Origin of the sequence: Mucilaginibacter angelicae (genome assembly GCF_042434235.1) — a bacterium.
Lineage (GTDB): Bacteria > Bacteroidota > Bacteroidia > Sphingobacteriales > Sphingobacteriaceae > Mucilaginibacter > Mucilaginibacter angelicae.
Genome location: NZ_JBHLTS010000079.1, coordinates 258,387 through 280,749, shown reverse-complemented (window position 1 = coordinate 280,749; position 22,363 = coordinate 258,387). Strand labels below are relative to the sequence as shown.

Below are 22,363 nucleotides of genomic sequence, written 5' to 3'. Positions count from 1 at the left end.
GAATAAATTAAACGTTAAATTTTTGCACCTGATATAATCAAATAAAACAGAATCTGCCGAGTCACAAGTCTGCCTCGCACTATCCTGCACACAAGACTTGCGCCAAAGGGGGGTGCACACAAGACTTGCGCCAGAGGAGGCTATAAATCATGTCATTGCGAGGAGCTGGCAAGAGTGGCGCATCGGGGCGACGTGGCAATCGCATGCTATACAGGGCGGCCATGCTTCCGTGCGATTGCCGCGCTGCGCTCGCAATGACATATTTGTTGACGATACCTATACGTGCAATACAGACCGCTCACAAACCGTTTAATACCCGTTTCTAAATCCGAACATTTACCTTATTTTCGCCCTGATTTTGTGGAAAAGAATAATCAAACCTTATTAAATAAAACTGCTGTGCCCATACTACAGGTTGGAGGAAAAACCCTTTCGCTGGATGATTTTTACCAGGTAATCTTTAAAAACAGCGCGGTTGCTCCTGATGAGCAGGCGCTGCAAAAGGTGCAAACCAATTTTAATTTTCTTGGTGGCTTTTCGTCCAATAAATTAATCTACGGTATCAATACCGGCTTCGGCCCTATGGCGCAGTACAAGGTGAGCGATGAAAATCGCCTGCAACTACAGTACAATCTCATCCGCAGCCATGCATCGGGTGGGGGTAATTTAATGCAGCCCCAGCTGGTAAAGGCATTGATGCTTGCCCGCCTAAACAGCTTTATGCAGGCCTATTCGGGTGTACATCCCGAACTGGCAAACCTCCTTGCCGAACTCATTAACAAAAATGTTAGCCCCTGCATATTTGAACATGGCGGCGTAGGCGCCAGCGGCGACCTGGTACAGTTAGCCCACCTTGCCCTCGTTTTAATTGGCGAAGGCGAAGTGATCTACAACGGTGAAGTACAGCCAACTGCTGCTGTTTTTGAGCAGCTGAATATCAAACCGCTACAAATCCATATCCGCGAGGGTTTAGCCATTATCAACGGTACTTCGGCCATGACGGGGATCGGATTGCTGAATATCATCCGCGCTAAAAAGCTGCTGGGTTGGTCGGTCATGCTTTCGGCCATGATCAACGAGGTTGTTGAAGCTTTTGACGATCATTACTCATTTGAGCTTAACAAGGTAAAACAGCATAAAGGACAAAATGCCATTGCCGCGCAGCTTCGCGAAATCCTGAAGGACAGCCAAATGATTCGGAGCCGATCTGAACATTTATATAACCCCGAAAACCTGGACCAGGAAGTATTTGAGGATAAGGTACAGGAATACTATTCACTCCGTTGTGTAACGCAGATCCTCGGACCTATTTATGATACTATTGCCCAAGTCGAACAGGTGGTTGTTGACGAGCTCAATTCCGTGAATGATAACCCGGTTATCGATCATGAAAACCATAATATCTTTCATGGCGGTAATTTTCATGGCGATTATGTTTCGCTTGAGATGGATAAACTGAAGATAGCTATTACCCGACTGTCCATGTTATCAGAAAGGCAGCTGAATTATTTGCTGAATGACAAGCTCAATCAAAAATTCCCGCCGTTTTTGAACCTTGGCGTGCTCGGTTTCAACTTTGGGATGCAGGGTATGCAGTTTACAGCCACCTCAACCGTTGCCGAAAATCAAACCCTTTCGTACCCGATGTACGTACACAGTATCCCGAACAATAATGATAACCAGGACATTGTAAGCATGGGTTGTAACGCGGCATTGTTAACCAAAAAAGTAATCGACAATAGTTTCGAGGTGCTGGCTATCCAGGCTATGACCCTCCTGCAGGCCGTCGACTATCTTGATTGCGTCAACAAGCTATCAACCCAAACCAACAAAGTTTATACCGACTTAAGGGCTATTTTCCCTAAATTTATTGAGGATAAACCCAAATACCAGGACCTGCAACAAGTGAAAGCTTATTTTGAAACGGCCGAACTTATTTCCTGAATTATTAAACCTTTTAACACCAAAAACATCATATGAAATGTGCATTAGTAACCGGCGGCTCAAGAGGAATTGGCAGGGCCATTTGCTACAAAATGGCCGCTATGGGTTATTATGTACTAATTAATTATAAAGGCAACATCGATGAAGCCAACAACACCCTCGCCCAGATCAAAACCGATGGCGGTGATGGCGAACTGTTGCAATTTGATGTAGCTGATAAAAACGATATCCAGCAAAAATTAGGCGGCTGGATAGAAACCAATACCGAAAAGTACATTGAAGTTTTAATAAACAATGCCGGCGTAAAAGACGATGGCCTGATGATGTGGATGACGGATCAACAATGGGATGGCGTGCTGAACACCAGCCTTAACGGCTTTTTTTATGTTACCCGTTTAGTGCTTAACAGCATGCTGGTTAAAAAATACGGACGCATTGTAAATGTGGTTTCGCTTTCAGGTTTGAAAGGCTTGCCGGGGCAGGTTAACTATTCAGCAGCAAAGGCTGGGGTTATTGGTGCAACCAAGGCATTGGCCCAGGAAGTTGGCAGGCGAGGGATAACCGTAAATGCCGTAGCCCCGGGTTTTATCGCTACCGATATGACCGCCGGGCTTGATGAAAAAGAACTGAAAGCACTGGTGCCGCTAAAAAGGTTTGGCACCCCTGAGGAAGTGGCCCACGCTGTAGGCTTTTTGGCATCGCCGGAAGCGGCTTACATTACGGCTGAAGTGCTTTCGATAAATGGCGGGTTGTATTCGTAAAGAAATAATGCCGCTAAGGGGTCTTGGAAAAACAAACAAAACCATGTCATTGCGAGCGAAAGCGTGGCAACCGCACGGAAGCATATCCGCCCTGTAGAATATGCGATTGCTTCGTCGTTCATCCTCACAATGACCTGTTTTTACCTCCTCCGGCATCTCTGGATTTGGAATCGAGAGGGAGGCTTAAATAAAATAACAGTAACAAACACAAGGGTAATTAACTCTTAATATAAACTTAATTATAAGCTATTAACATACAGGTATTTTAATAGCCGAAATTTGAAACATTAAAGGGTCGTTATACATACAAAAACCTAATAAGTTTTATTTTTTTGTATTTTTATTGCATTTTATTGACTATGTACTATCAGTTTTTGCTCAAATATGAATAGGGTTGTGATAACAGGGATGGGTATCTATTCGTGTATTGGGAAAAATCTCGACGAGGTTAAAGATTCTCTTTACGCCGGCAGGTCGGGCATTATATATGATGCCATCCGTAAGGATTTTGGCTACCGCTCGGGCTTAACCGGGGCTGTGGAAAAACCTAACCTTAAAGGCACACTTGACCGCCGTGCCCGCATCATGCTACCCGAGCAGGGCGAGTATGCCTATATCGCCACTTCCGAAGCTTTACAGCAAGCCGGTATCGATGCTGATTATATCGCCAAAACCGATGTTGGCATTTTATACGGTAACGATAGTACAGCCAAAGCGGTGATTGAAACTACCGATATCATCCGCGAAAAGAAAGATACCATGCTTATTGGCTCCGGTGCGGTTTTCCAAACCATGAACTCCACCGTTACCATGAATTTGGCTACCATATTCAAGCTTCGCGGGGTTAATTTTACCATCAGCGCGGCTTGCGCCAGTGGCTCGCATGCTATTGGCATGGGCTATCATCTCATTAAAAGCGGTCTGCAGGATTGTATCATTTGCGGCGGCGCGCAGGAGTTGAGCCATTATTCTATGGGCAGCTTTGATGCGCTTTCGGCCTTTTCGGTAAAAGAGGCTGATCCGGCAAAGGCATCCAAACCCTTTGATCGTGACCGCGACGGACTGGTTCCAAGCGGCGGCGCAGCTACCGTGATCCTGGAAAGTTTGGAATCGGCATTAAAAAGGGGCGCTACCATTTTAGGCGAGGTTGTAGGTTATGGTTTTTCATCAAACGGGGCACATATCTCCAACCCAACGGTTGATGGCCCTGTACGTTCACTAACCATGGCCCTGAAAGATGCGGGAATGCAGGCGTCAGAAATTGATTATATCAATGCCCATGCTACCTCCACCCCCGCCGGCGATGCCAGCGAGGCTAAAGCTATTGATGAAGTATTCGGCAGTAGTAAACCTTTGGTAAGCTCAACCAAATCCATGACCGGGCATGAGTGCTGGATGGCAGGCGCAAGCGAAATTGTGTATTCCATGCTCATGATGCAAAATTCGTTCGTGGCACCCAACATTAATTTTGAAAACCCCGATGAAGATTCGGCCAAGCTCAATATCGCTACCGAAACCGTCGAAAAAAATATAGATGTATTCCTGTCAAACTCTTTTGGGTTTGGCGGCACCAACTCGTCCCTGATTATTAAAAAATATATTTAAACCAGCCATTATGCAAATTGAAGAGATCATTGAAAGAATTAACAGCTTCCTGGCCGAAGAATTTGAGGTAGATGCAGATAAAATGGTACCCACTGCAAACCTTAAAGAAACGCTTGACCTTGATAGCCTTGATTATATAGACCTGGTAGTTGTAATTGAAAGCAATTTCGCCTTCAAAGTAAAGCCGGAGGATTTTACCGGCATCGTTACCTTCCAGGATTTTTACGATTACGTACTATCACGCGTACAACCTAAAGAGCTTGCATAATGCCCGCCTGGCAGGGAAAATCAAAAGGAAATCCCCTTGGCTACCGCATTTTTGTTAGTGTTTTAAAGGTTGGAGGTGTTAAGCCTGCCTACTTTATGCTGAGGTTTGTGGCGCTGTATTATTTCCTGTTTTCATGGCAAACATCCAAAGACACTTACTATTATTTCCATAAAAGGCATGGGTTTGGCAAAGTAAGATCCATCCTGAAGCTTTACCGCAACTATTACCTGTTTGGGCAAAGCATTATTGATAAAGTGGTGATCATGTCGGGTATTCCCAATAAGTTCACTTTTAATTTCGATGGGATTGAAAACCTGCGGCAGATAGCTGCCATGAACCAGGGAGGATTGTTGCTCAGCTCACACATTGGCAGCTGGGAAATAGCGGGCGAACTTCTTGACCACATTAACACCCGCATTAATATTGTGATGTTTGATGGCGAGGATAAGCAGATTAAACAGTACATGGACTCGGTAACAGGCGAAAGGAAGATCAACATCATTGTGATCAAAAACGATCTGTCGCACATATTTAAAATAAACGCGGCTTTTCAAAATAACGAACTGGTTTGCATGCATGCCGACAGGTTTATTGAAGGCAATAAAACCATAACAAGGGAGTTTTTAGGTGAGGATGCAAAATTCCCGGCAGGGCCTTTTGTAATGGCCGAAAAGTTTAAAGTACCGGTAACCTTTGTTTATGCCCTTAAGGAAAGTGCGCTGCATTACCACTTTTTTTCCAGCCCTGTAAAAGATTATTCGGGCATGCCTAAAGGCGAAGGGATGCAGCAACTGATAGGCGATTTTATTAGCAGCTTTGAAAACAAGGTAAAAACATACCCCGAACAGTGGTATAACTATTATAATTTTTGGCAATAAGCAATGACCTTACCAACACAGGATATTTTAACGCTGATACCGCAAAGGTGGCCTTTTATAATGGTTGATACACTAATATCATCAAACGATGAGGCCACACATACAACCCTGCTGGTACAGGCCGAAAATGTTTTGGTAAGCGATGGTGTATTAACTGAAGCCGGCCTGGTTGAAAACATTGCCCAAACAGCTGCTGCAAGGGCGGGATACATAGCCCGGCAATTGGGCAAACCCATGCAGCCGGGTTTTATCGGCGCTGTAAAAAATCTGGAGGTGTATGCTTTACCGAAAGTTGGCGATACGATAGAAACCGAAGTAAAAATTGAAAACCAGATTTTTGATGTAACCATCATCAAAGGAAAAATAACCTGCAAAGGCGTAACAATAGCCCAATGCGAAATGAAAATATTTATACAACCACAATAATATCAACCATGAAAAAAACCGCAATTAAACTGAGTTTACTGATAGCATTATCAGGCTTGTTTTTAAAACCTGCATCTGCCCAAACCAAAGCCGAAATTTTTGATAAAAAAACACCTATTACCTGGTTAGGTATGGACTTTTCGCAGATGAAATTTATCGGCTCGGAAGAGGCTTACAGAAAAGAAGTAATCAATGCCGAGTTTGTTGGCAAATACATTCCATTATGGGAAAACTTCTTTTTAAAGGAACCTAAAAAATATAACCCGGCAAGGGCAGTACACCGCGATACAGTCCATTTTGCAATGAACGTTACCGAAAAAGTGAACAGCGCCATTACCAAAAACTTTTTCGATACTGATCCGGGCCATTTTAAAACACTTACAGAAAAAGATATTGATGTCATAATAAAAAACTATGATTTTTTAGGCAACAAGGGCATCGGTATGTTGCTCATTGTTGAAGGCATGGATAAAGGACGTGCGCAGGGCGGTGCCTGGGTAACTTTTGTTGATATGGATAAGAAAACCGTTTTATATACCGTTTTCCGCACTGGCAATAGCCGTGGATTTGGTTTTAGAAATTACTGGGCGCACCCATGGCCTGTAATCCTGGACGATTTTGGTTCCGATTTCGATCTTTTCAAAAAATACTAAGCCAACAGTGTTTTGCAGCAATCGTTAACAAATACTATTGAGATAGAGGTTAAATTCAGCGATGTGGATATGCTGGGCGTGGTTTGGCATGGCAATTATATCCGCTATTTTGAGGACGGCCGCGAGGCTTTCGGCAAACAATATGGCCTGGGTTATATGGATGTATATAACGCGGGCTACGTTGTGCCCATTGTTAACGTAAACTGCGATTACAAGCGCTTTTTGCGATACGAGGACCGGGTGATCATCGAAACTGTTTATACTCCAACCGAATCGGCCAAGATCAATTTCGCTTACCGCCTGCTCAATGCCCAAACCGACGAATTGATTGTAAAAGGATCAACCGTACAGGTATTTGTGCACCGGGATAATTTTGAGCTGCAGCTCACCAACCCGGATTTTTTCCTGGATTGGAAACAAAAACACGGACTGATTTAAGCAGCTGCCCATGAAGAACGTATACCTTATTGCTGATAACATTTACTCGCCGCTTGGCGATACTACTGCCCAAAACTTTGAGCAGCTGGTAAATAATGTATCGGGCGTGCAGCAACACGATAATGAGGCAATGTCTGATGAACCTTTCTTCGCGTCACTGTTTGAAAAGGATGAGTTTGTAGATGCCGATTACACCAAGTTTGAACAGCTACTCATCGCATCCATAACAGGTGCTTTAAAGGATAGCGGCGTTAATCCATCTGATAAAAAAACGGTACTTATTATATCCACCACCAAAGGGAATATCAGCCTGTTGGAAACTGAACAACCAAGCCCTGAATTGGATGAGCGCATAGCCTTGCATACTTCTGCAAAACTCATTACCCAACACTTCGGCTTCGTAAATGAACCGATAGTTATTTCCCATGCCTGTATTTCAGGTTTGGCGGCCATGATCACCGGGATGCGGCTGATCCAATCCGGCCAGTATGATCATGCAGTTGTTGCGGGGGCCGATGTTATTTCAAAATTTATATTGTCGGGATTTCAATCTTTCCAGGCTGTTAGTCCGGGTTTATGCAGGCCTTTCGATGCGGGCCGTGATGGCATTAATTTAGGCGAAGGCGCAGCTACAGTTATTTTATCAGCAGAAGAAAAACCAACCGGAGAGGCTATTGAATTAGTTTCAGGTGCTATCAGTAATGACGCCAACCACATTTCGGGCCCCTCACGCACCGGCGAAGAACTTTACTTTGCCATTGACAAGGCCATGAAAGGCGCGGGTTTGCAAGCCGGGGATATTGATTTTATATCAGCCCATGGCACGGCTACCATTTACAATGATGATATGGAGTCGAAAGCTATAACATTGGCCGGTCTTCGGGAAGCACCTGTAAACAGTCTGAAAGGGTTTTATGGACATACATTAGGGGCCTCGGGATTAATAGAAGCTATTATATCGGCGCAATCATTAAAGCAAAATCTCGTTATCCCAACCAAAGGATTCAAACAACAAGGCGATACCAACCCGGTAAATGTTTGTAGTCAACTGATCTCAAAACCATTGAATATCTGTCTCAAAATAGCTTCGGGTTTTGGGGGATGCAACGCCGCTATAATTTTAACCAAATCATAACAATGAAAAAAGCACTGATATTATTTGTTTTCTGTTCATTGATATGGACTTGCAAACAGAAACCCAACCCCGTCATATGGACAAAAGAATATGAGCAGGGCTTTTATAATTACCTCGATTCCACTTCAAAATCAATGACGCCTGATTCGATAAAGCGGGCTAAATATGTTGCATTTTTGATTAAGCGCTATAAAGAGGAAATACCCAACGGGATAAACTCTGTATCAAAAGATAGTTTGCACAATTTAAATAACAGGTTGGGCAGGGAATACGCCATAAAAGAAAGAAACGAAGGTAATATCACGGAATTAATCTCTCATTACGAAAGATGGACTCCCATATTAGAAAAAGACTTCAAAGATAATTATGTTGCTATATTTCAAAGTATGGGGCCTGGCTTTGGCGAAAAATTATGCGATTGCATGATCGGCAGGTTGAAAAAAATATATCCCGATTCAATCCTCCTTCCAATCCCAAAAGATATTAACCGGAAATTAAACCTTGAATGTGCCGAGGTAATAAAAAAACGCAAATCAATTTAACTAAATCACGACAAGATATTTTATAAATGAACACAGAACAGGTAGATGTATTGGTAATAGGTGCCGGTCCGGCGGGAACGGTGGCTGCTTCCATTGTACACCAGGCGGGCTTTAAGGTTAAAATTGTAGAGAAACAGCTTTTCCCCCGCTTTGTGATAGGCGAAAGTCTGTTACCGCGCTGCATGGAAGCATTAACCGAAGCCGGTTTTGTAGATGCCGTTAAAGCGCAAGGCTTCCAGGAAAAAGCAGGCGCCAAGTTTGTGAAGGATGGCAAGATCTGCGACTACCAGTTTGCCGATCAGTTTACTCCCGGCTGGAACTGGACCTGGCAGGTTCCCCGTGCCGATTTTGATAAAACTTTGGCCGATACTGTTGCACAAATGGGCATACCTGTTCACTACGAAACTTCGGTTACCAACATCGTTTTCAACGGTACCGATTCGGTAACTACTGTTGAAGATAAGGATGGTAACCAAAGCCAAATTTCGGCCCGGTTTATTATTGACGGCAGCGGTTACGGCCGGGTGATCCCCAAATTGTTTAACCTCGACAGGCCCTCTACACAAGTTCCTCGTAAAGCCCTATTTGTGCATACTGTTGATAAAAAACGCTCCATGGCCGATGAGCCAAACCGCATTACCATTGTGGTGCACCAGCCCGGCGTTTGGATCTGGATCATCCCTTTTGCCAATGGTATTACCTCGCTGGGCTTTGTAGGCAACCCTGAGTTTTTTAAACAATATGAAGGGACAGACGAAGAAATTCTGCGAGAGCTCATTGCTTCACAACCCTATTTCAGCGAGCGGTTTGCCGATGTGGAATTTGCATTTGCACCAAGGGTTTTGGAGTCATGGTCGGCCACTACCAGTAAATTTTATGGCGATGGTTTTGTGCTTACCGGCAACGTAACCGAGTTTTTAGACCCTATATTTTCATCGGGCGTAACGCTGGCTACGGTATCGAGCCAAACAGCCGCGCACCTCGTGATCCGGACGCTTAATGGCGAACAGGTGGATTGGGATAAGGAATACATGCAGCACATGATGCAGGGGGTAAACACATTTCGGTCATACGTTACTGCATGGTACGAGGGCGTACTGGATACCATATTTTTTGCCGATAACCAGGACCCGCGCACCAAAAGCATGATCTGTTCGGTACTGGCCGGTTATGTTTGGGATTTGGATAACCCTTACGTAAAAAACCACGAAACCGCTTTACACAAACTGGCCCGTACCATTACTTTAAGGGACATTGTAGCAGCCGATAAAAGCTAAAAGCACGACAGAATTATATAAATTGAACAATCAGTATTACATATCATCCCATTGTACCATCAGCAGCAATGCTGTACGCTATAATGGTACGTTGCTGTTTGAGGCAGAATATACTGATATTGCCGGTTTCCTGTTATCCGCTTATCAACTCATCAGGGCAAAATATCCCAAGTTTTATAAAATGGATAACCTGGCCAAACTGGGTTGGCTTGCCGCTGAGGTATTGCTAAAAAATTTTGATGCAGCCAAATACAAACCGACCGACATCGGCGTGGTATTATCAAATGCGGGCTCCAGCCTGGATGCTGATAAACGGTATTATGATTCGGTGCAGGAAATAGCAAGCCCGGCCTTGTTTGTTTACACGCTGCCCAATATTGTTATCGGGGAGATCTGCATCCGTCATCATTTTAAAGGCGAAAACGCTTTTTTTATTTTTGAGCGTTTTAACGCAGCTTTTATAAGCCGCTATATTTCCCTTTTACTGGAGACAGGGCAATTGCAGGTTTGTATTTGCGGCTGGGTAGAACTGTTGGGTGATGAGTATAAAGCGGTTTTGTTTTTGGTTGAAAAAGAAGAAAAAGAGGGCTCTATGCCTTTTAACATAGAAAATATTACTAAAATTTACAGCCCCGCCCAAACCCTCCCCGGAAGAGAGGGCTTTTAAAATAGAAGCGTTTTAAAGTCTCCCCTACCGGGGGAGATTTAGAGGGGGCTTAACACTTACAATATGGATAAATTAATGGCCGATCTGAAAGAGCAGATCATTGAGCAGTTGAACTTACAGGATGTGAAGCCGGAGGATATAGGCGATGACCAGGCACTTTTTGGTGATGGTTTAGGACTTGATTCGATAGATGCGCTTGAACTAATCGTGCTGTTACAGCAAAAATATAAAGTAAAGCTTTCCAATGCAGAAGATGGCCCGAAGATCTTCCGTTCGGTACGTACCATTGCCGAATTTATTGAAAGCAGTAAAATCCCGAACGCTTAGCAATGAGCCGGCCCGTTTTCATAGCCGGTGTGGGGGTAATTTCGGCCATAGGTAATACTACGGCCCAAAACCTGCTATCACTTGAACGGGCCGAAACGGGCATTGCAGCCATCAAATACCTCGATACCGAACACCGGGATGAATTTCCGGTTGGCGAGGTTAAGCTGAACAATGAAGAGCTTGCCGAACTATCGGGGTTTAAACCAGGCACCAGTCGCACGGCTATGCTGAGCTTAATTGCGGCTAAAGAGGCTTTGACCGATGCCGGGATCAGCAATTTTGCAGGGTTAAGAAGCGGCTTTATCTCGGCCAACACCGTTGGTGGCATGGATAAAACCGAAGATTTTTTCAGGGAATTTTTACCAGATAATACAAAAGGCTTCCTGCAAAAGGTGATTAATCACGAATGCGGCGCTGTTACCAATTTAGTTGCTGATAAGCTGGGCATCAGGCATTATGTAAGCACCATAAGTACAGCTTGTTCTTCATCGGCCAATGCCATTATGTACGGGGCAAGGCTCATCAAAAACAATATGCTTGATGTGGTCATAGCAGGCGGCACCGATGCCCTTACCCGCTTTACGCTGAATGGCTTTAACACACTCATGATCCTGGATAAACAGCCCTGTCAGCCATTCGATGCCAATCGCCGTGGCTTAAACCTTGGTGAGGGAGCTGGTTATGTGGTACTCGTATCCGAACGGATAGCCTTATCGATCAAAAAAGAAATGTATTGTACCCTGACTGGCTTCCACAACGCAAACGATGCCTATCACCAAACAGCGTCATCATCGGAAGGTACAGGTTCATTACTGGCGATGAAAGGTGCGTTGCAAAAGGCTGGATTACAACCTTCAGATATTAATTACATTAACCTGCACGGCACGGGCACACAGAATAATGATAGCTCGGAAGGTGCTGCTATCAACACGCTGTTCGCGGGGCATTCTCCTAAAATGAGTTCAACCAAGGCTTTTACCGGTCATACGCTCGGGGCAAGTGGAGGCATTGAAGCTGTATTTTCGGCACTGGCGGTACAACGTGGCTTAACATACCCTAATCTCCGGTTTGAAACCCCTATGGAAGGGCTGCCCCTTACTCCCGAAACCCATTTTTCAAAACAGCCGGGATTAAAACAGGTACTCTCCAACTCGTTTGGGTTTGGGGGTAATTGTTCATCATTAATATTTTCAAAACTATAAGCGATGTACATCAGGGCAGCAAGCAATATATCGCCACAAAATACATTCGGTAATCAACCGTTCCTTGAGGAACTGGTTGAATATACCGGCGACAAGCTCACCTGTATCGAACCGGATTATAAAACGCTGATCGATCCAAAACTCATTCGCCGCATGAGCCGCATCATTAAAATGGGCGTTGCTTCGGGGATGGATTGCCTGCAGCAAGCCGGCATATCGGTACCCGATGCCATTATTACCGGCACTGCTTATGGTTGTTTGGAAGATACCAATACTTTCCTCAGTAAAATGGTGCAGCAAAATGAGGAAGCGCTTGCCCCTACGGCCTTTATCCAGTCAACCCATAATACCATCAGCGCGCAGATAGCACTGCTGCTGCAATGCCATCAATATAATAACACGTTTGTAAATGGCGGTGCCTCGTTCGAAAACGCGCTACTTGATGCCATGATGCTTTTACACGAGGGCGAAGCATCTAATGTACTGATAGGTGGTATTGATGAAATTACCGCCAACAGCCACACCATTTTAAAGCGGATGGGCTTGTACAGATCTGAAGCTATCTCCAACCTCAACCTCCTTAACTCCGGAGACAAAGGCACAATGGCGGGCGAAGGTGCCGCATTTTTCCTGTTAAGCACTCAGCCTTCAGGAAATGATCAGGCTAAAATTGACGGGGTATCCGGCTTTTACAAACCCCGCAATACCGCAGAGATACAACAGCAAATCAGCAATTTTCTATCTGCCCAAAACATCGGTATTGATGATCTCGATCTAATCATAACCGGCAAAAATGGCGATGTAAAAAATGACAGTATTTATCATCAGTTACAGGATTCTGTTTTGGGCGATGGCCCGGCTATCAGTTACAAGCACCTCTGCGGCGAGTATCCTACCTCATCAGCCTTCGCTTTATGGCTTGCTGCCAATTGTATTAAAAAAAGCAGCATCACCCCTGCGTTGAATGCTACTGACATTCCGGTAAAAAAAGTATTGATCTATAATCATTACCAAAATATCCACCACTCGTTAATCTTGCTATCGGCATGTTAAATTTCAGGAACACCAATATTCTTTTTGTCAGCCTGTTGGGGTTAATAGTCTGGCAGCACATTACACAAGGAGTATCATTATGGAGTTATCTGGTGCTGGTGTTTATTTATTCGCTGATACTGTTTTATGGATGCTATTATATCGGCTCCAATTTTTTTATGCCGGTGATATGCTCGTTAAAAACAAGCAAAAAAATCATTGCCATTACTTTTGATGATGGGCCGGATGCCTCCGCTACGCCACAGATCCTTGATGTTTTAAAGCAACATAACGTTCCGGCAGCATTCTTTTGCATCGGGAACAGGATTGCTGGAAATGAGGCTATTCTGAAACAGATTCACGAGCAAGGCCACATCATCGGCAACCACAGTTTTTCACACCATTTTTGGTTCGATCTTTTTTCATCTGCCAAAATGCTGGATGATCTGCTCCGGGCAAAGCAGCTCATCAGGCAGACCATTAATTTAAGTCCGCAGTTATTCAGGCCGCCTTATGGGGTGATCAATCCAAATCTCAGGAAAGCCATTATCAGAAGTGGCATGGTACCTGTAGGCTGGAGCGTACGAACAATGGATACCGTTATTAACGACGAGCAGAAATTATTAAATAAGATAACAAGCCGCTTAAACCCCGGCGCTATTTTCCTGTTTCATGATACAGGAGCTGCAACAATTTCTGCTTTGCCCCTGTTTATTGAACAAGCTAAGGCGCAGGGGTATGAAATAGTTCGGCTGGATAAAATGCTAAATTTACAGGCTTATGCGTAGATTGATTTTTAATGAAGATAAAATAACAAAAGTTGAAGCAGGGTCTGTGCGATTCCTTCCCCTGGGAGGGTGTAGGGAGGGGTTCCTTCCGCGTTTTACTCCTACCTCCTCCTTCCCCAGGGAAGGAACCGCACCGGCTTGCGCTCATTCTAATTTGGGTAAATTGATCTGTATTTTCGTTGCTTCCCTTTGTTTCACCATCACCGCCCAAGCCCAACACGCAGGCTATACCCAACTAACCGATCTCACCAAATTTAAACAGCAGTTTGCCGAAGTTGCCGAAAAAACCAATAGTATAAAAAGCGATTTCACCCAGGAAAAAAGCCTGAGCATGCTATCAGAAAAGATCACATCCAAGGGAAAATTCTGGTACCGGAAAACCAATATGCTTCGGATGGAATATACCCAGCCCTTCAGCTACCTCATGATCCTGAACAAGGATAATGTATACATCAAGGACGGCCAAAAGGAAAACAAGGTCTCCACCCGATCCAACAAAGTATTCAAGCAGATCAACAAAATTGTGGTGGACTGTATCCAGGGGACGGCACTCAACAGCGGTGATTTTAAATCGGCAGTTTATGAAAACAAGGGCACCTATTTGGTTTCGCTCTCGCCGGTTAACAAGCAACTGAGCGAATTTTTCAAAACCATTGAAATTACCGTTGATAAAAAGGATTATTCCGTAAACACCATCGAAATGCTGGAAGGCTCGGGCGATAGTACTACCCTGCGTTTCACTAATAAAGAGATCAATGCCAATATCCCGGATGCGCTTTTTGCTATTAAGTAGCTGCCTGCTGATCCTGTGCGGCTGCTCATCGGTTTATAAAAATCTGAAACCGGCCCAGGGAGATGTGCGCGGCATCAAAAAGTTTATGCCCGATTTTACCAATGTACTTTACAAAACCGAGGTAGACGTGATAGGCGGTCACCATTTAAGCGGACTGCTGCTGATCAAAACCCTGCCCGATAAAAGCGTGCGTATGGTATTCAGCAACGAGATGGGTTTTAAGTTTTTTGATTTTGAGTTTACGCCCGATGGTGGTTTTAAGGTATATTACATTATTAAACAAATGGACAAGCGCCCGGTGATCATCACCCTGCAAAAGGATTTTGAGCTGGTGATGATGCGCAAGCAAAACCCCGAAACGGCCTATATGCGCCAGGATGATAACTACCTGTACTATGTTTTTCCGCAGGAAAAAGGGGCTAATTATTACATTACCAATCAGGAGGGAACAGAGCTGATCCGCATGGAACGCTCGTCTGACCGTAAACCGGTTGTGCAGGCCATCATGAAAGATTTTCACCAGGGCATTCCTGATACCATCGGCATCAGTCATAAAAATTTCAAGTTCAATATTGGCCTCAAAAGGTTAGCAAGATAATGCTCAAGGATACTTTTTTTACTTTCACCACTCCCGAAACTGATGGCAGTTTACTCAAAACAACCATCACGCTTAACCCTACGCATGATATTTTCAAGGGACATTTTCCCGGCCGGCCGGTTGTGCCAGGCGTTTGTATGATGCAGATGATTAAAGAAATACTTGAAAATCATCTCGGCAAAAAACTGCAGCTGGTTAAGGCGGATAACATCAAGTTTTTATCGTTTATAGATCCTGATCAACACGGGCAGGTTGGGCTGGAGGTAAAGGTTAATATGGTTGATGGGCAAATCAAAACCGATGCACAGCTGCTGAATGAAGAAACGGTTTTTTTGAAGTTTAAAGGAGTATTTAAATGGGCATGAGACTCATTTCCGCTATCAACAGAAACCAAACATATTTTTCTCTGTGTTCAGAAAATGCAAAATAAAACACTGCCTGTTTAAACTATCAGGGTCATGATAATACATGGCCCCGAACTAAACTTTACCACCAGCTTGTAACACTATAAGAGTAAGAAGTATCAGGCTGATGGGTTGCATAAGCTATAGCCACATCACGTGCCGCTTTTATAACGTCAACCTGATTTTCCTGATCCTTAAATGTATATTTCCATACCTTATTATTTTCATCCTTTACACCTTTCCCTATCTGATTAATAAAGGTTTTTACCTCACCAAAACATGATGAAGCGGGGTCTATCTGTGATATGATATCGCCTGCAGCATTTGCACCGTCATAGCTTTGGTTAGCGGCCCAGGCCGCTTTTGCCTGTGCTAATTTTACCTGACAGTCTTTGTTAATTTGTTTTTTATAAAGTGCAGGAATAGCATCAACCGATTTTACATAACACTCTTTACAAACCTCGGGTACCGATGTCACAATGTAAAGCGCACGGTCATAATTGCCCTGGTTAGCCTGTGCTTGCGCTTCCTTCATAATAAAATCGCAGCGGGTTTTATAATATTGCACTATTTTTTCCTTCCCTGTTTTCAAAAAAGCCTGCAAGGACGGACTTTCGGCATTAATATTTTTTATGGCCGAAATGTATGCCTTAGTTTCATTAGTACCAACTCCTTTGATACTTACTGTTGAACTGGCAAATTTATTACCATCAATTCCATCACCAATGTAAAATGTTACATCCAGTGACAAGGCTGTCATTACAGGTGCTGTTGAAGTTATATCCTTAGTAACCACCACCGTATTTGCTGTAATGATAAATCTTTGATTATACGCGCTTCCGCCCATACCTCCTGCTGTAATTAATTGGTTCAATTTATTTAAAAGCATATTTTTGGCGCCTTCAGGTATGTTTTCAACTTGCGTTGGTACATATGCGGCCAGTATGATACGGCCAAAATCACTTTGGCTCATTGCCGCGTTTGTTTGGGCATAGCCGGTTGCAAGCCATAAAACCGCCAAACATCCTATTATAATTTTTTTCATGATCGTCTTTTAATCTGCTATTTATCTCCAAGTACTATGGTTGCCTGTCCCAAACCTTTCGTCATTAATTTATTGGTAATAGCGTAAGGGGGCGAGCTCAGAAATTTTTGAAGCTTGCGCGTAAAACCGCGTGCATCTATGGCATTGCCCGATGCATCATAAAGCGGGATACGTACCTGTTCAAAAAACATCATGTTTTCAGTAGCATCGGTAGTGCTAAAACGGCCCTTCAAAGTATTGGCCTTCATCCAATCATCTATAATTTCGTTTAATTCCTTTCCTCCGTATTCCTTTTCCAGGTCACCGCTCCATGAATCGAATTTTTTTATACGGATGGTTATTTCCCGTCCGTTGGCAAACAGGTCATCAAAATAGGTTTGCAAACTGGCAGAAAAATTATCCATTTTATCAACCACAGCCTCTTCCAAAAGCACCGCGGTTTCGGCAGTAAATGATGGGTTTCCTGTGCCCTCGGCTGTGGCTACCTGTTTATCGGTATAAGAATCAAGACCTTGTAAAACATACCGTACTGATTTTTTAGGCCCGGATGTTAAAACATCCCAGGTAAGCTGGATAATTATATCCGCTTTCGCAACTTTTTTAAGCTTATCAACAGGGCTTTCTGAAACACCGGCCCCTCCTTTCGAGGTAAGCATGGCATCCTCGGCGCTTTCTCCGGCAAGGCTTTTTATTACCGATTCCATGTTTTTTAAAGGGAAACCTCTTTTTGCCATAAGCCCGTTTATTTTAGCCACTACGGCTATCAAATCAGAACTCTCCTGAAAGGCTCTTTTATAGTCAGGCACTTTTTCCTTTGTTCCCTGGTTATCAAATGTGGTCATAAAACCATGCATATTGCACCATACATCACTCGGCACAACCATCAAGGTAGGCTTTTTAGCCTGTGAAATGCCCTGCATTGCAAAACCGAGAGACATAAAGATCAGCAGGCCTGCTATTTTAATAATCTGTAGTTTCATATATTTAAATCTTGCTAAGTTCCTATTTCAAAATGCCATCGTCGGCCATTTTCTGCTTTAATGCTGCCCTGTAAACCCTGATCACAAAGCCAGCCCTGATGTATGCATCAGCGTTTTTCCTAAAATCCTTTTCCACGCCGGCTTCATTTAATACAGCATATTTTATATACTCGCCGTTCCCCTGAAAAAATTTGCTAAAATAGCCTTCGTTATTAGCCAATGAATTAGCTAAAGGTAACAGCGGCTTATTGTCACATAAGGGCTTACCCGCATAATTGGCTCCAAATAGCACCTCTTTTATAGCGTTTCGTTTAGCTTGCTCAATGGCATCAGCCTCCTGCCCGGTATTGGCCCAGGCGCGCAAAATCTGTGATCCGTCGAGCTCAACACCAATACATTCTGTTTGATGTGTATAATAATTGGCTACAGGCTTTTGGCTGCCGCAGGCTGCCAGCAATGGCACCATCACTAACAGGCTTATTTTGTTTTTCATATGCCGATAATTAAAAGCCAGAATTAAGCGATTTGACAATTCCTGCATCTTCAAGATCCTTGCGCAGCAATTCAACATTTACGGAAACAACTACCCCTACCTTATATTCCTTACCAATTTTCAGGCGATCCTCGGCAGCGACTGCCCCATCTGTAGTGAGATTTACAAACTTCATATATTTCCCTCCGTCGCTAAAAAAATCATTAAAGAACTCCTGTTTTTCCTGCTCAATATTTACATTGGTAACCAGCGGTGGTTTACCTTCAATACCCTGTTTCCCTGCAAAACCTTTAAATATTACACCATGCACCGCGTTCTTTTTTGATTGTTCAATGGCTATCACCGGTTTTTTTGAATATGACCACACTTTAACAAGATAAGTGCCTTCCACACCAGTGCCTACCACCTCAAGTTCGTATCGCCAGTTTTCAGTATCTTCATTAGCCCGTTTTTTTGCCTGCGCATTGCCTGATAGTGAAACACCCAGCATCAATGATAATATAAGCGCAACTGTAATTTGTATTTTCATCGCCTGAATTGATTACGTTATTTTATTTGCTTGATCAGCATTCCTGCATAAAACTTATTGCCTCCTTTAAAAAGGGTCCTGTCTACAGGTGTTTTTGCTGAAATATTTGTGGCATCACCCTCAACTTCTTCCCCGGCAGCGAAGCGGTTATCCCAGATCTGGTCTTTATCAACGGTTATTGTGCCTTTTCGCTTATATTCTGTAAGCCCGGTTTTGGGGTCGACAGTTTGTTCAAGAACTTCAAATTTTTCGCCTCCCTTCAACCCTTCTTTCATGCCAATTTTCGCAGTAATGGGTTCGCCCGAATAAAGCGGCGTTTTAGGTTTAAACACGTCGTATGTTCTTTGAAGTTTGGCAAATACCTCTTCCTCATTTCTTACGGTAGCCAGTTCAATAATCTGGTCTTCGGTACGTTTAGCTAATTTAAATGTAACCAACGTACTTGATTTGGCACTACCCACATATTCAAGCTGAAAAAGATCGCTATTGTCAAATGCTGCTTTTCTTTTAATATCAATGCTGTTTTTGTCCATCCAATAATCCTTATAAAACACAGCGGCTACCGAGTCGTTCCACCTAAGCTTATACAGGTAAGAGGTTGTCCATACCGAATACCCTTCTTTTCCTTTTTCGTAGGCTACATCAAGCGCTTTATATGCGCCCCCCTGTAAAAAAGCAGGTAATTTGGACACCTTTGTTTTGCCTGCCTCCCTTACAGCTGCAGCAACAATCTCGTTAGGTATGAATTGCAATTTTGAGTATACGACAAATGTATTACCTATCAATTCCTCACCGGCATCAGCCAGCGATGCAACACCTCTTACAGTTCCTTTGGCTATATTGGCCTCCATTTCAGATGCATTGTATTGCCCGCGCTCACCAACAAGTTTCATATCAAAAGAACCATCAACCTGCCTGTTAAACCACTTGGCTACAAGCTTATTGGCTGTTTTATTGCTCTTGTTATACTTATCAATCATTAATGGCATATAAGGCCCACTGCGGTCAATATTGGTTGATGTCACATTTGAAACCAGGTCCATTTCCATGTTAGCCATAAAACCAGATTTCTTTTTTGATGCTGCCTTTTCATCTTCGGTAAGCGAATAACGTTGCTGATCAAATGGCTCAGCATCAATTATATGCTGGTTATATTTATCAGGAAAGGGCACTTCCTTATCTGCTTTAATAACTGTTTCCTTATGCGGAAAATCTTCCGATTCGATCAGAATAATATCAAGCGAACTGCGCCTGTATTTTATTTGGGGGGCATCACCTGTTTGTGCTTTCAACCCTAAGCTAAAAGTTAATAAGAGTGTTGGCAAAACAATAATTGTTGAAGAAATTTTCATGTTGGTTTAAATTGAAATAAGGATTTAAGCGCAGAAACTACCGGATCAGATAATTTTTTATTTCAAATTTCCAGCCCGGAAGGGATGTAATCAATGACGTTTTTAGATATTAAGACTATAACATCCCGCTATTTAAAAACGCAATTGTTTTAAGTAATATATTATTTTATAAACGCATAACTTAATTAAGCAAGCGGCTATAATTGATAGTTAAATTCTTGTAGCTATATCAATAATTAATTGACTATTAGAAACATGCAAAATTTCAGCACGCTTTAAAAAAGGAAAGACAAATAGTAGACAAGGCAATAGTTTCATGTTATAAGTATTAGGTATTACCAATGTATAAAATATTTTTCCTAAATCACAACAACATTTGTTAATATTAAATTATCAAATATTGATATTTCTGTTCCGCTTTAACTCAACAAAAAAGCCCCTGGTTCACTATAACCAGGGGCTCATCAATCACACTCTATCCAATATTTTAAGCCTGCGAAACAGGCTTAGCGCTTTTACCTAAACGGATAGCGGCCAGCAGGTAATAAAAGGCACCAAAGGCCGAGTAACCTGCCAGGTTTACAATGCCCATACTGGGCGAATTTGCCATTGCGATAAATGATATGCCAGCAATCATTGACTGGCCACCGCTTAATATCATTGGCCATTGGCCGCCAAATTCTTTGCGCCTTTTCAAGCCAAGCACAAGCTGGATCAAACCGGTTAATAATGCCCATGCGCCAAATACTATTAATGCAGCCGGCACGCCTTTGTTAATGGCAATAGCTACGGCAAACGTGGTAATAATGCTGATAGCGGCATTGGTATACTGCGGCGTTACTGATGTTCCATTGCCCTTGTTGGCACGGATATCAAGAAAAGTGCCCACAACATCCCATAACGGATAAATGACAAGCAGCACTGTTGCTGCAGTGAATGAGGTTTTGGCTAATAACGATACCAATATTACCCAGGTAACTGAAAATGCAACCCTTATAAAATAGAGCTTGCGTAGTTCGCGGGCTGTTTTTACCGCGGCTGATGTTTCATTGATCAATGTTTTATTTGCTGACATAGGTTTCAATTTTTTGTTTGCGTTTGTTTGATGTACCAAAGTTGGGCACAAAGCATGGCAGTAATTTTCACTTAGGTGAAAAACGGAAGGGGCATTTGTCAGCAGAGTTTCGTTTTTAGGGCTTTTGTTGCGATAACCGCTTTTTGATGCGGGTAAGCGATGGATTTTTGATACCGAGGTAGGACGAAATATGGTAAGCAGGAATGCGGTTAATGATGTTGGGATGCTGTGCTACCATTTTTAAATAACGCTCTTCGGCTGTGTTGAACTGAAACTCCTCAGCACGCGCTTGTGAGTGGTTAAAAAACAGCTCGGCAATAAGGCGGCCGAAACGCTGCCAGCCGGTTGGCGTGGTATAAAGGTACTGGAGATCATTATAGTTAATGGAAATGATCTCGGCATCTTCCATCGCCTGGATAAAATAGGCACAGGGGTACTGGTTTATAAAGCTCCGGAACGATACCAGGAACTGCCGCTCCGAAAAAAAGTAGATATTCTTTTCTTCATGCGTTTCTGGATGCACGTAGTAAATCCTGAACAATCCCTTGTTGATCAGCGCCAGATCGGTACATACAATATTTTGCATGTTAAAGAAGTCGCCTTTCACAATTTTGCGGGTTCGCCAGTAAGGCAGACTGATGTTGATATCATTGCCCGACAGGTCGGCAAATTTGCCAAGCAGTTCGTTCAATACTTCCTGTTTTGATTCCATACTGTTAACAAAGCGTAATCATCTCAAATATCGGCACAAAAAACCACACCAATTTTCACCTGGGTTAATAAGGTGAGTGTTTATTTTCTTATTTTACAATCAAACTAAATTCAGGATAAAAAACAATCATTAAAAATCAATCATCATCATGAAACGCTTAAAATATAATCCCCATGTTAATGAGTTTGATCGAGGTATCACTCTTCCTCTGTGCCATTATTCTGGCTGTATCGGGCCCGCGGAAAATCAAAAAGAAAGGCAATAAGACCGATCCTGATGCCCACACACATTCGGCATACCGGGTTACCCCAAACGGCAGACTTGAGTATGTAGAAACTGACAATTAAAATTTATCACCTCCCATCAATAACCGGGACAATACTTCTAAATAAAAAGAAACCGCCCTCAAGCAATTTTGCGGCGGTTTTTTATTTAATTT

Annotated in this window: 27 protein-coding genes; 20 read left to right on the top strand and 7 right to left on the bottom strand. The window is 43.1% G+C overall.

Features of this window, described 5'->3' with window-relative positions; translation table 11 throughout:
* The first annotated feature begins 360 nt into the window (after positions 1–360).
* From flxA to ACFFGT_RS30895, 19 genes are all read left to right on the top strand, one after another.
* Positions 361–1,944: a flexirubin biosynthesis tyrosine ammonia-lyase FlxA gene (gene flxA / locus ACFFGT_RS30985; protein WP_377026394.1), complete on the top strand. Its 1,584-nt coding sequence runs from the start codon at positions 361–363 to the stop codon at positions 1,942–1,944.
* 32 nt (positions 1,945–1,976) lie between these two features.
* On the top strand, positions 1,977–2,705 hold the full coding sequence (gene flxB, locus ACFFGT_RS30980; protein WP_377026393.1) for a flexirubin biosynthesis SDR family reductase FlxB: 729 nt from the start codon (positions 1,977–1,979) through the stop codon (positions 2,703–2,705).
* 384 nt (positions 2,706–3,089) lie between these two features.
* Complete coding sequence (locus tag ACFFGT_RS30975) at positions 3,090–4,310, top strand: beta-ketoacyl-[acyl-carrier-protein] synthase family protein (protein ID WP_377026392.1); 1,221 nt, start codon at positions 3,090–3,092, stop codon at positions 4,308–4,310.
* Positions 4,311–4,320: 10 nt separating this feature from the next.
* Positions 4,321–4,578: a phosphopantetheine-binding protein gene (locus tag ACFFGT_RS30970; protein WP_121232894.1), complete on the top strand. Its 258-nt coding sequence runs from the start codon at positions 4,321–4,323 to the stop codon at positions 4,576–4,578.
* Positions 4,578–5,456, top strand: a complete 879-nt coding sequence (locus ACFFGT_RS30965; protein WP_377026391.1) for a lysophospholipid acyltransferase family protein — start codon at positions 4,578–4,580, stop codon at positions 5,454–5,456. The genes ACFFGT_RS30970 and ACFFGT_RS30965 overlap by 1 nt, the downstream gene beginning before the upstream one ends.
* Positions 5,457–5,459: 3 nt before the next feature.
* Positions 5,460–5,882: a hotdog family protein gene (locus tag ACFFGT_RS30960; RefSeq protein ID WP_377026390.1), complete on the top strand. Its 423-nt coding sequence runs from the start codon at positions 5,460–5,462 to the stop codon at positions 5,880–5,882.
* 8 nt (positions 5,883–5,890) lie between these two features.
* Entirely contained in the window at positions 5,891–6,535 is a 645-nt protein-coding gene (locus tag ACFFGT_RS30955) for a hypothetical protein (RefSeq protein WP_377026389.1), read from the top strand.
* A gap of 12 nt (positions 6,536–6,547) precedes the next feature.
* Entirely contained in the window at positions 6,548–6,973 is a 426-nt protein-coding gene (locus ACFFGT_RS30950) for an acyl-CoA thioesterase (protein WP_377026388.1), read from the top strand.
* A gap of 10 nt (positions 6,974–6,983) precedes the next feature.
* Positions 6,984–8,108 carry a beta-ketoacyl synthase N-terminal-like domain-containing protein gene (locus ACFFGT_RS30945; RefSeq protein ID WP_377026387.1) on the top strand — a complete coding sequence of 375 codons (1,125 nt, stop codon included), beginning with the start codon at positions 6,984–6,986 and terminating at the stop codon, positions 8,106–8,108.
* Positions 8,109–8,110: 2 nt separating this feature from the next.
* Positions 8,111–8,650: a hypothetical protein gene (locus ACFFGT_RS30940; protein WP_377026386.1), complete on the top strand. Its 540-nt coding sequence runs from the start codon at positions 8,111–8,113 to the stop codon at positions 8,648–8,650.
* A 26-nt stretch (positions 8,651–8,676) separates the two neighbouring features.
* On the top strand, positions 8,677–9,927 hold the full coding sequence (locus ACFFGT_RS30935; RefSeq protein WP_377026385.1) for an NAD(P)/FAD-dependent oxidoreductase: 1,251 nt from the start codon (positions 8,677–8,679) through the stop codon (positions 9,925–9,927).
* Positions 9,928–9,949: 22 nt separating this feature from the next.
* Positions 9,950–10,594, top strand: a complete 645-nt coding sequence (locus tag ACFFGT_RS30930; protein ID WP_377026384.1) for a hypothetical protein — start codon at positions 9,950–9,952, stop codon at positions 10,592–10,594.
* 63 nt (positions 10,595–10,657) lie between these two features.
* Positions 10,658–10,921: a phosphopantetheine-binding protein gene (locus ACFFGT_RS30925; protein WP_243484003.1), complete on the top strand. Its 264-nt coding sequence runs from the start codon at positions 10,658–10,660 to the stop codon at positions 10,919–10,921.
* 2 nt (positions 10,922–10,923) lie between these two features.
* Positions 10,924–12,123: a beta-ketoacyl-[acyl-carrier-protein] synthase family protein gene (locus ACFFGT_RS30920; RefSeq protein WP_377026383.1), complete on the top strand. Its 1,200-nt coding sequence runs from the start codon at positions 10,924–10,926 to the stop codon at positions 12,121–12,123.
* A gap of 3 nt (positions 12,124–12,126) precedes the next feature.
* Positions 12,127–13,176, top strand: coding sequence for a beta-ketoacyl synthase chain length factor (locus ACFFGT_RS30915; RefSeq protein WP_377026382.1), 1,050 nt, complete (start codon positions 12,127–12,129; stop codon positions 13,174–13,176).
* Positions 13,170–13,943 carry a polysaccharide deacetylase family protein gene (locus ACFFGT_RS30910; RefSeq protein ID WP_377026381.1) on the top strand — a complete coding sequence of 258 codons (774 nt, stop codon included), beginning with the start codon at positions 13,170–13,172 and terminating at the stop codon, positions 13,941–13,943. The genes ACFFGT_RS30915 and ACFFGT_RS30910 overlap by 7 nt, the downstream gene beginning before the upstream one ends.
* Before the next feature lie 163 nt (positions 13,944–14,106).
* Positions 14,107–14,736 (top strand): flexirubin biosynthesis/transport protein LolA2, encoded by a 630-nt coding sequence (gene lolA2 / locus ACFFGT_RS30905; protein ID WP_377026380.1) that lies wholly within the window; start codon positions 14,107–14,109, stop codon positions 14,734–14,736.
* On the top strand, positions 14,699–15,334 hold the full coding sequence (lolB2, locus tag ACFFGT_RS30900) for a flexirubin biosynthesis protein LolB2 (protein ID WP_377026379.1): 636 nt from the start codon (positions 14,699–14,701) through the stop codon (positions 15,332–15,334). The genes lolA2 and lolB2 overlap by 38 nt, the downstream gene beginning before the upstream one ends.
* On the top strand, positions 15,334–15,699 hold the full coding sequence (locus ACFFGT_RS30895; protein WP_377026378.1) for an ApeI family dehydratase: 366 nt from the start codon (positions 15,334–15,336) through the stop codon (positions 15,697–15,699). Before lolB2 ends, ACFFGT_RS30895 begins: the two co-directional genes overlap by 1 nt.
* 121 nt (positions 15,700–15,820) lie before the next feature.
* Here the strand turns inward: ACFFGT_RS30895 and ACFFGT_RS30890 are convergent, their stop codons facing one another.
* The 7 genes from ACFFGT_RS30890 to ACFFGT_RS30860 form a co-directional block, all read right to left on the bottom strand.
* Positions 15,821–16,783, bottom strand: a complete 963-nt coding sequence (locus tag ACFFGT_RS30890) for a hypothetical protein (protein ID WP_377026377.1) — start codon at positions 16,781–16,783, stop codon at positions 15,821–15,823.
* A 17-nt stretch (positions 16,784–16,800) separates the two neighbouring features.
* On the bottom strand, positions 16,801–17,763 hold the full coding sequence (locus tag ACFFGT_RS30885; protein ID WP_377026376.1) for a DUF6175 family protein: 963 nt from the start codon (positions 17,761–17,763) through the stop codon (positions 16,801–16,803).
* 22 nt (positions 17,764–17,785) lie between these two features.
* Positions 17,786–18,256 (bottom strand): hypothetical protein, encoded by a 471-nt coding sequence (locus tag ACFFGT_RS30880; RefSeq protein WP_377026375.1) that lies wholly within the window; start codon positions 18,254–18,256, stop codon positions 17,786–17,788.
* 10 nt (positions 18,257–18,266) lie between these two features.
* Positions 18,267–18,785, bottom strand: coding sequence for a hypothetical protein (locus ACFFGT_RS30875; protein ID WP_377026374.1), 519 nt, complete (start codon positions 18,783–18,785; stop codon positions 18,267–18,269).
* 17 nt (positions 18,786–18,802) lie between these two features.
* Positions 18,803–20,137, bottom strand: a complete 1,335-nt coding sequence (locus tag ACFFGT_RS30870; protein ID WP_377026373.1) for a hypothetical protein — start codon at positions 20,135–20,137, stop codon at positions 18,803–18,805.
* Positions 20,138–20,624: 487 nt separating this feature from the next.
* Positions 20,625–21,212 (bottom strand): DUF308 domain-containing protein, encoded by a 588-nt coding sequence (locus ACFFGT_RS30865; protein ID WP_377026372.1) that lies wholly within the window; start codon positions 21,210–21,212, stop codon positions 20,625–20,627.
* A gap of 115 nt (positions 21,213–21,327) precedes the next feature.
* On the bottom strand, positions 21,328–21,924 hold the full coding sequence (locus ACFFGT_RS30860; protein WP_377026371.1) for a Crp/Fnr family transcriptional regulator: 597 nt from the start codon (positions 21,922–21,924) through the stop codon (positions 21,328–21,330).
* Positions 21,925–22,103: 179 nt separating this feature from the next.
* Between ACFFGT_RS30860 and ACFFGT_RS30855 the strand changes: the two genes are divergently transcribed.
* Positions 22,104–22,271: a hypothetical protein gene (locus ACFFGT_RS30855; protein ID WP_377026370.1), complete on the top strand. Its 168-nt coding sequence runs from the start codon at positions 22,104–22,106 to the stop codon at positions 22,269–22,271.
* Positions 22,272–22,363 lie beyond the last annotated feature (92 nt).

Coding starts and splice junctions, on each gene's coding strand:
- flxB (WP_377026393.1), top strand. CDS start 1,977: ATGAAATGTGCATTAGTAACCGGCGGCTCAAGAGGAATTGGCAGGGCC.
- ACFFGT_RS30915 (WP_377026382.1), top strand. CDS start 12,127: ATGTACATCAGGGCAGCAAGCAATATATCGCCACAAAATACATTCGGT.
- ACFFGT_RS30875 (WP_377026374.1), bottom strand. CDS start 18,785: ATGAAAATACAAATTACAGTTGCGCTTATATTATCATTGATGCTGGGT.
- ACFFGT_RS30860 (WP_377026371.1), bottom strand. CDS start 21,924: ATGGAATCAAAACAGGAAGTATTGAACGAACTGCTTGGCAAATTTGCC.
- ACFFGT_RS30945 (WP_377026387.1), top strand. CDS start 6,984: ATGAAGAACGTATACCTTATTGCTGATAACATTTACTCGCCGCTTGGC.
- ACFFGT_RS30925 (WP_243484003.1), top strand. CDS start 10,658: ATGGATAAATTAATGGCCGATCTGAAAGAGCAGATCATTGAGCAGTTG.
- ACFFGT_RS30910 (WP_377026381.1), top strand. CDS start 13,170: ATGTTAAATTTCAGGAACACCAATATTCTTTTTGTCAGCCTGTTGGGG.
- ACFFGT_RS30865 (WP_377026372.1), bottom strand. CDS start 21,212: ATGTCAGCAAATAAAACATTGATCAATGAAACATCAGCCGCGGTAAAA.
- ACFFGT_RS30975 (WP_377026392.1), top strand. CDS start 3,090: ATGAATAGGGTTGTGATAACAGGGATGGGTATCTATTCGTGTATTGGG.
- ACFFGT_RS30970 (WP_121232894.1), top strand. CDS start 4,321: ATGCAAATTGAAGAGATCATTGAAAGAATTAACAGCTTCCTGGCCGAA.
- ACFFGT_RS30935 (WP_377026385.1), top strand. CDS start 8,677: ATGAACACAGAACAGGTAGATGTATTGGTAATAGGTGCCGGTCCGGCG.
- ACFFGT_RS30870 (WP_377026373.1), bottom strand. CDS start 20,137: ATGAAAATTTCTTCAACAATTATTGTTTTGCCAACACTCTTATTAACT.
- ACFFGT_RS30880 (WP_377026375.1), bottom strand. CDS start 18,256: ATGAAAAACAAAATAAGCCTGTTAGTGATGGTGCCATTGCTGGCAGCC.
- ACFFGT_RS30890 (WP_377026377.1), bottom strand. CDS start 16,783: ATGAAAAAAATTATAATAGGATGTTTGGCGGTTTTATGGCTTGCAACC.
- ACFFGT_RS30940 (WP_377026386.1), top strand. CDS start 8,111: ATGAAAAAAGCACTGATATTATTTGTTTTCTGTTCATTGATATGGACT.
- ACFFGT_RS30920 (WP_377026383.1), top strand. CDS start 10,924: ATGAGCCGGCCCGTTTTCATAGCCGGTGTGGGGGTAATTTCGGCCATA.
- ACFFGT_RS30895 (WP_377026378.1), top strand. CDS start 15,334: ATGCTCAAGGATACTTTTTTTACTTTCACCACTCCCGAAACTGATGGC.
- ACFFGT_RS30955 (WP_377026389.1), top strand. CDS start 5,891: ATGAAAAAAACCGCAATTAAACTGAGTTTACTGATAGCATTATCAGGC.
- ACFFGT_RS30965 (WP_377026391.1), top strand. CDS start 4,578: ATGCCCGCCTGGCAGGGAAAATCAAAAGGAAATCCCCTTGGCTACCGC.
- lolB2 (WP_377026379.1), top strand. CDS start 14,699: ATGCCAATATCCCGGATGCGCTTTTTGCTATTAAGTAGCTGCCTGCTG.
- ACFFGT_RS30885 (WP_377026376.1), bottom strand. CDS start 17,763: ATGAAACTACAGATTATTAAAATAGCAGGCCTGCTGATCTTTATGTCT.
- ACFFGT_RS30960 (WP_377026390.1), top strand. CDS start 5,460: ATGACCTTACCAACACAGGATATTTTAACGCTGATACCGCAAAGGTGG.
- ACFFGT_RS30855 (WP_377026370.1), top strand. CDS start 22,104: ATGAGTTTGATCGAGGTATCACTCTTCCTCTGTGCCATTATTCTGGCT.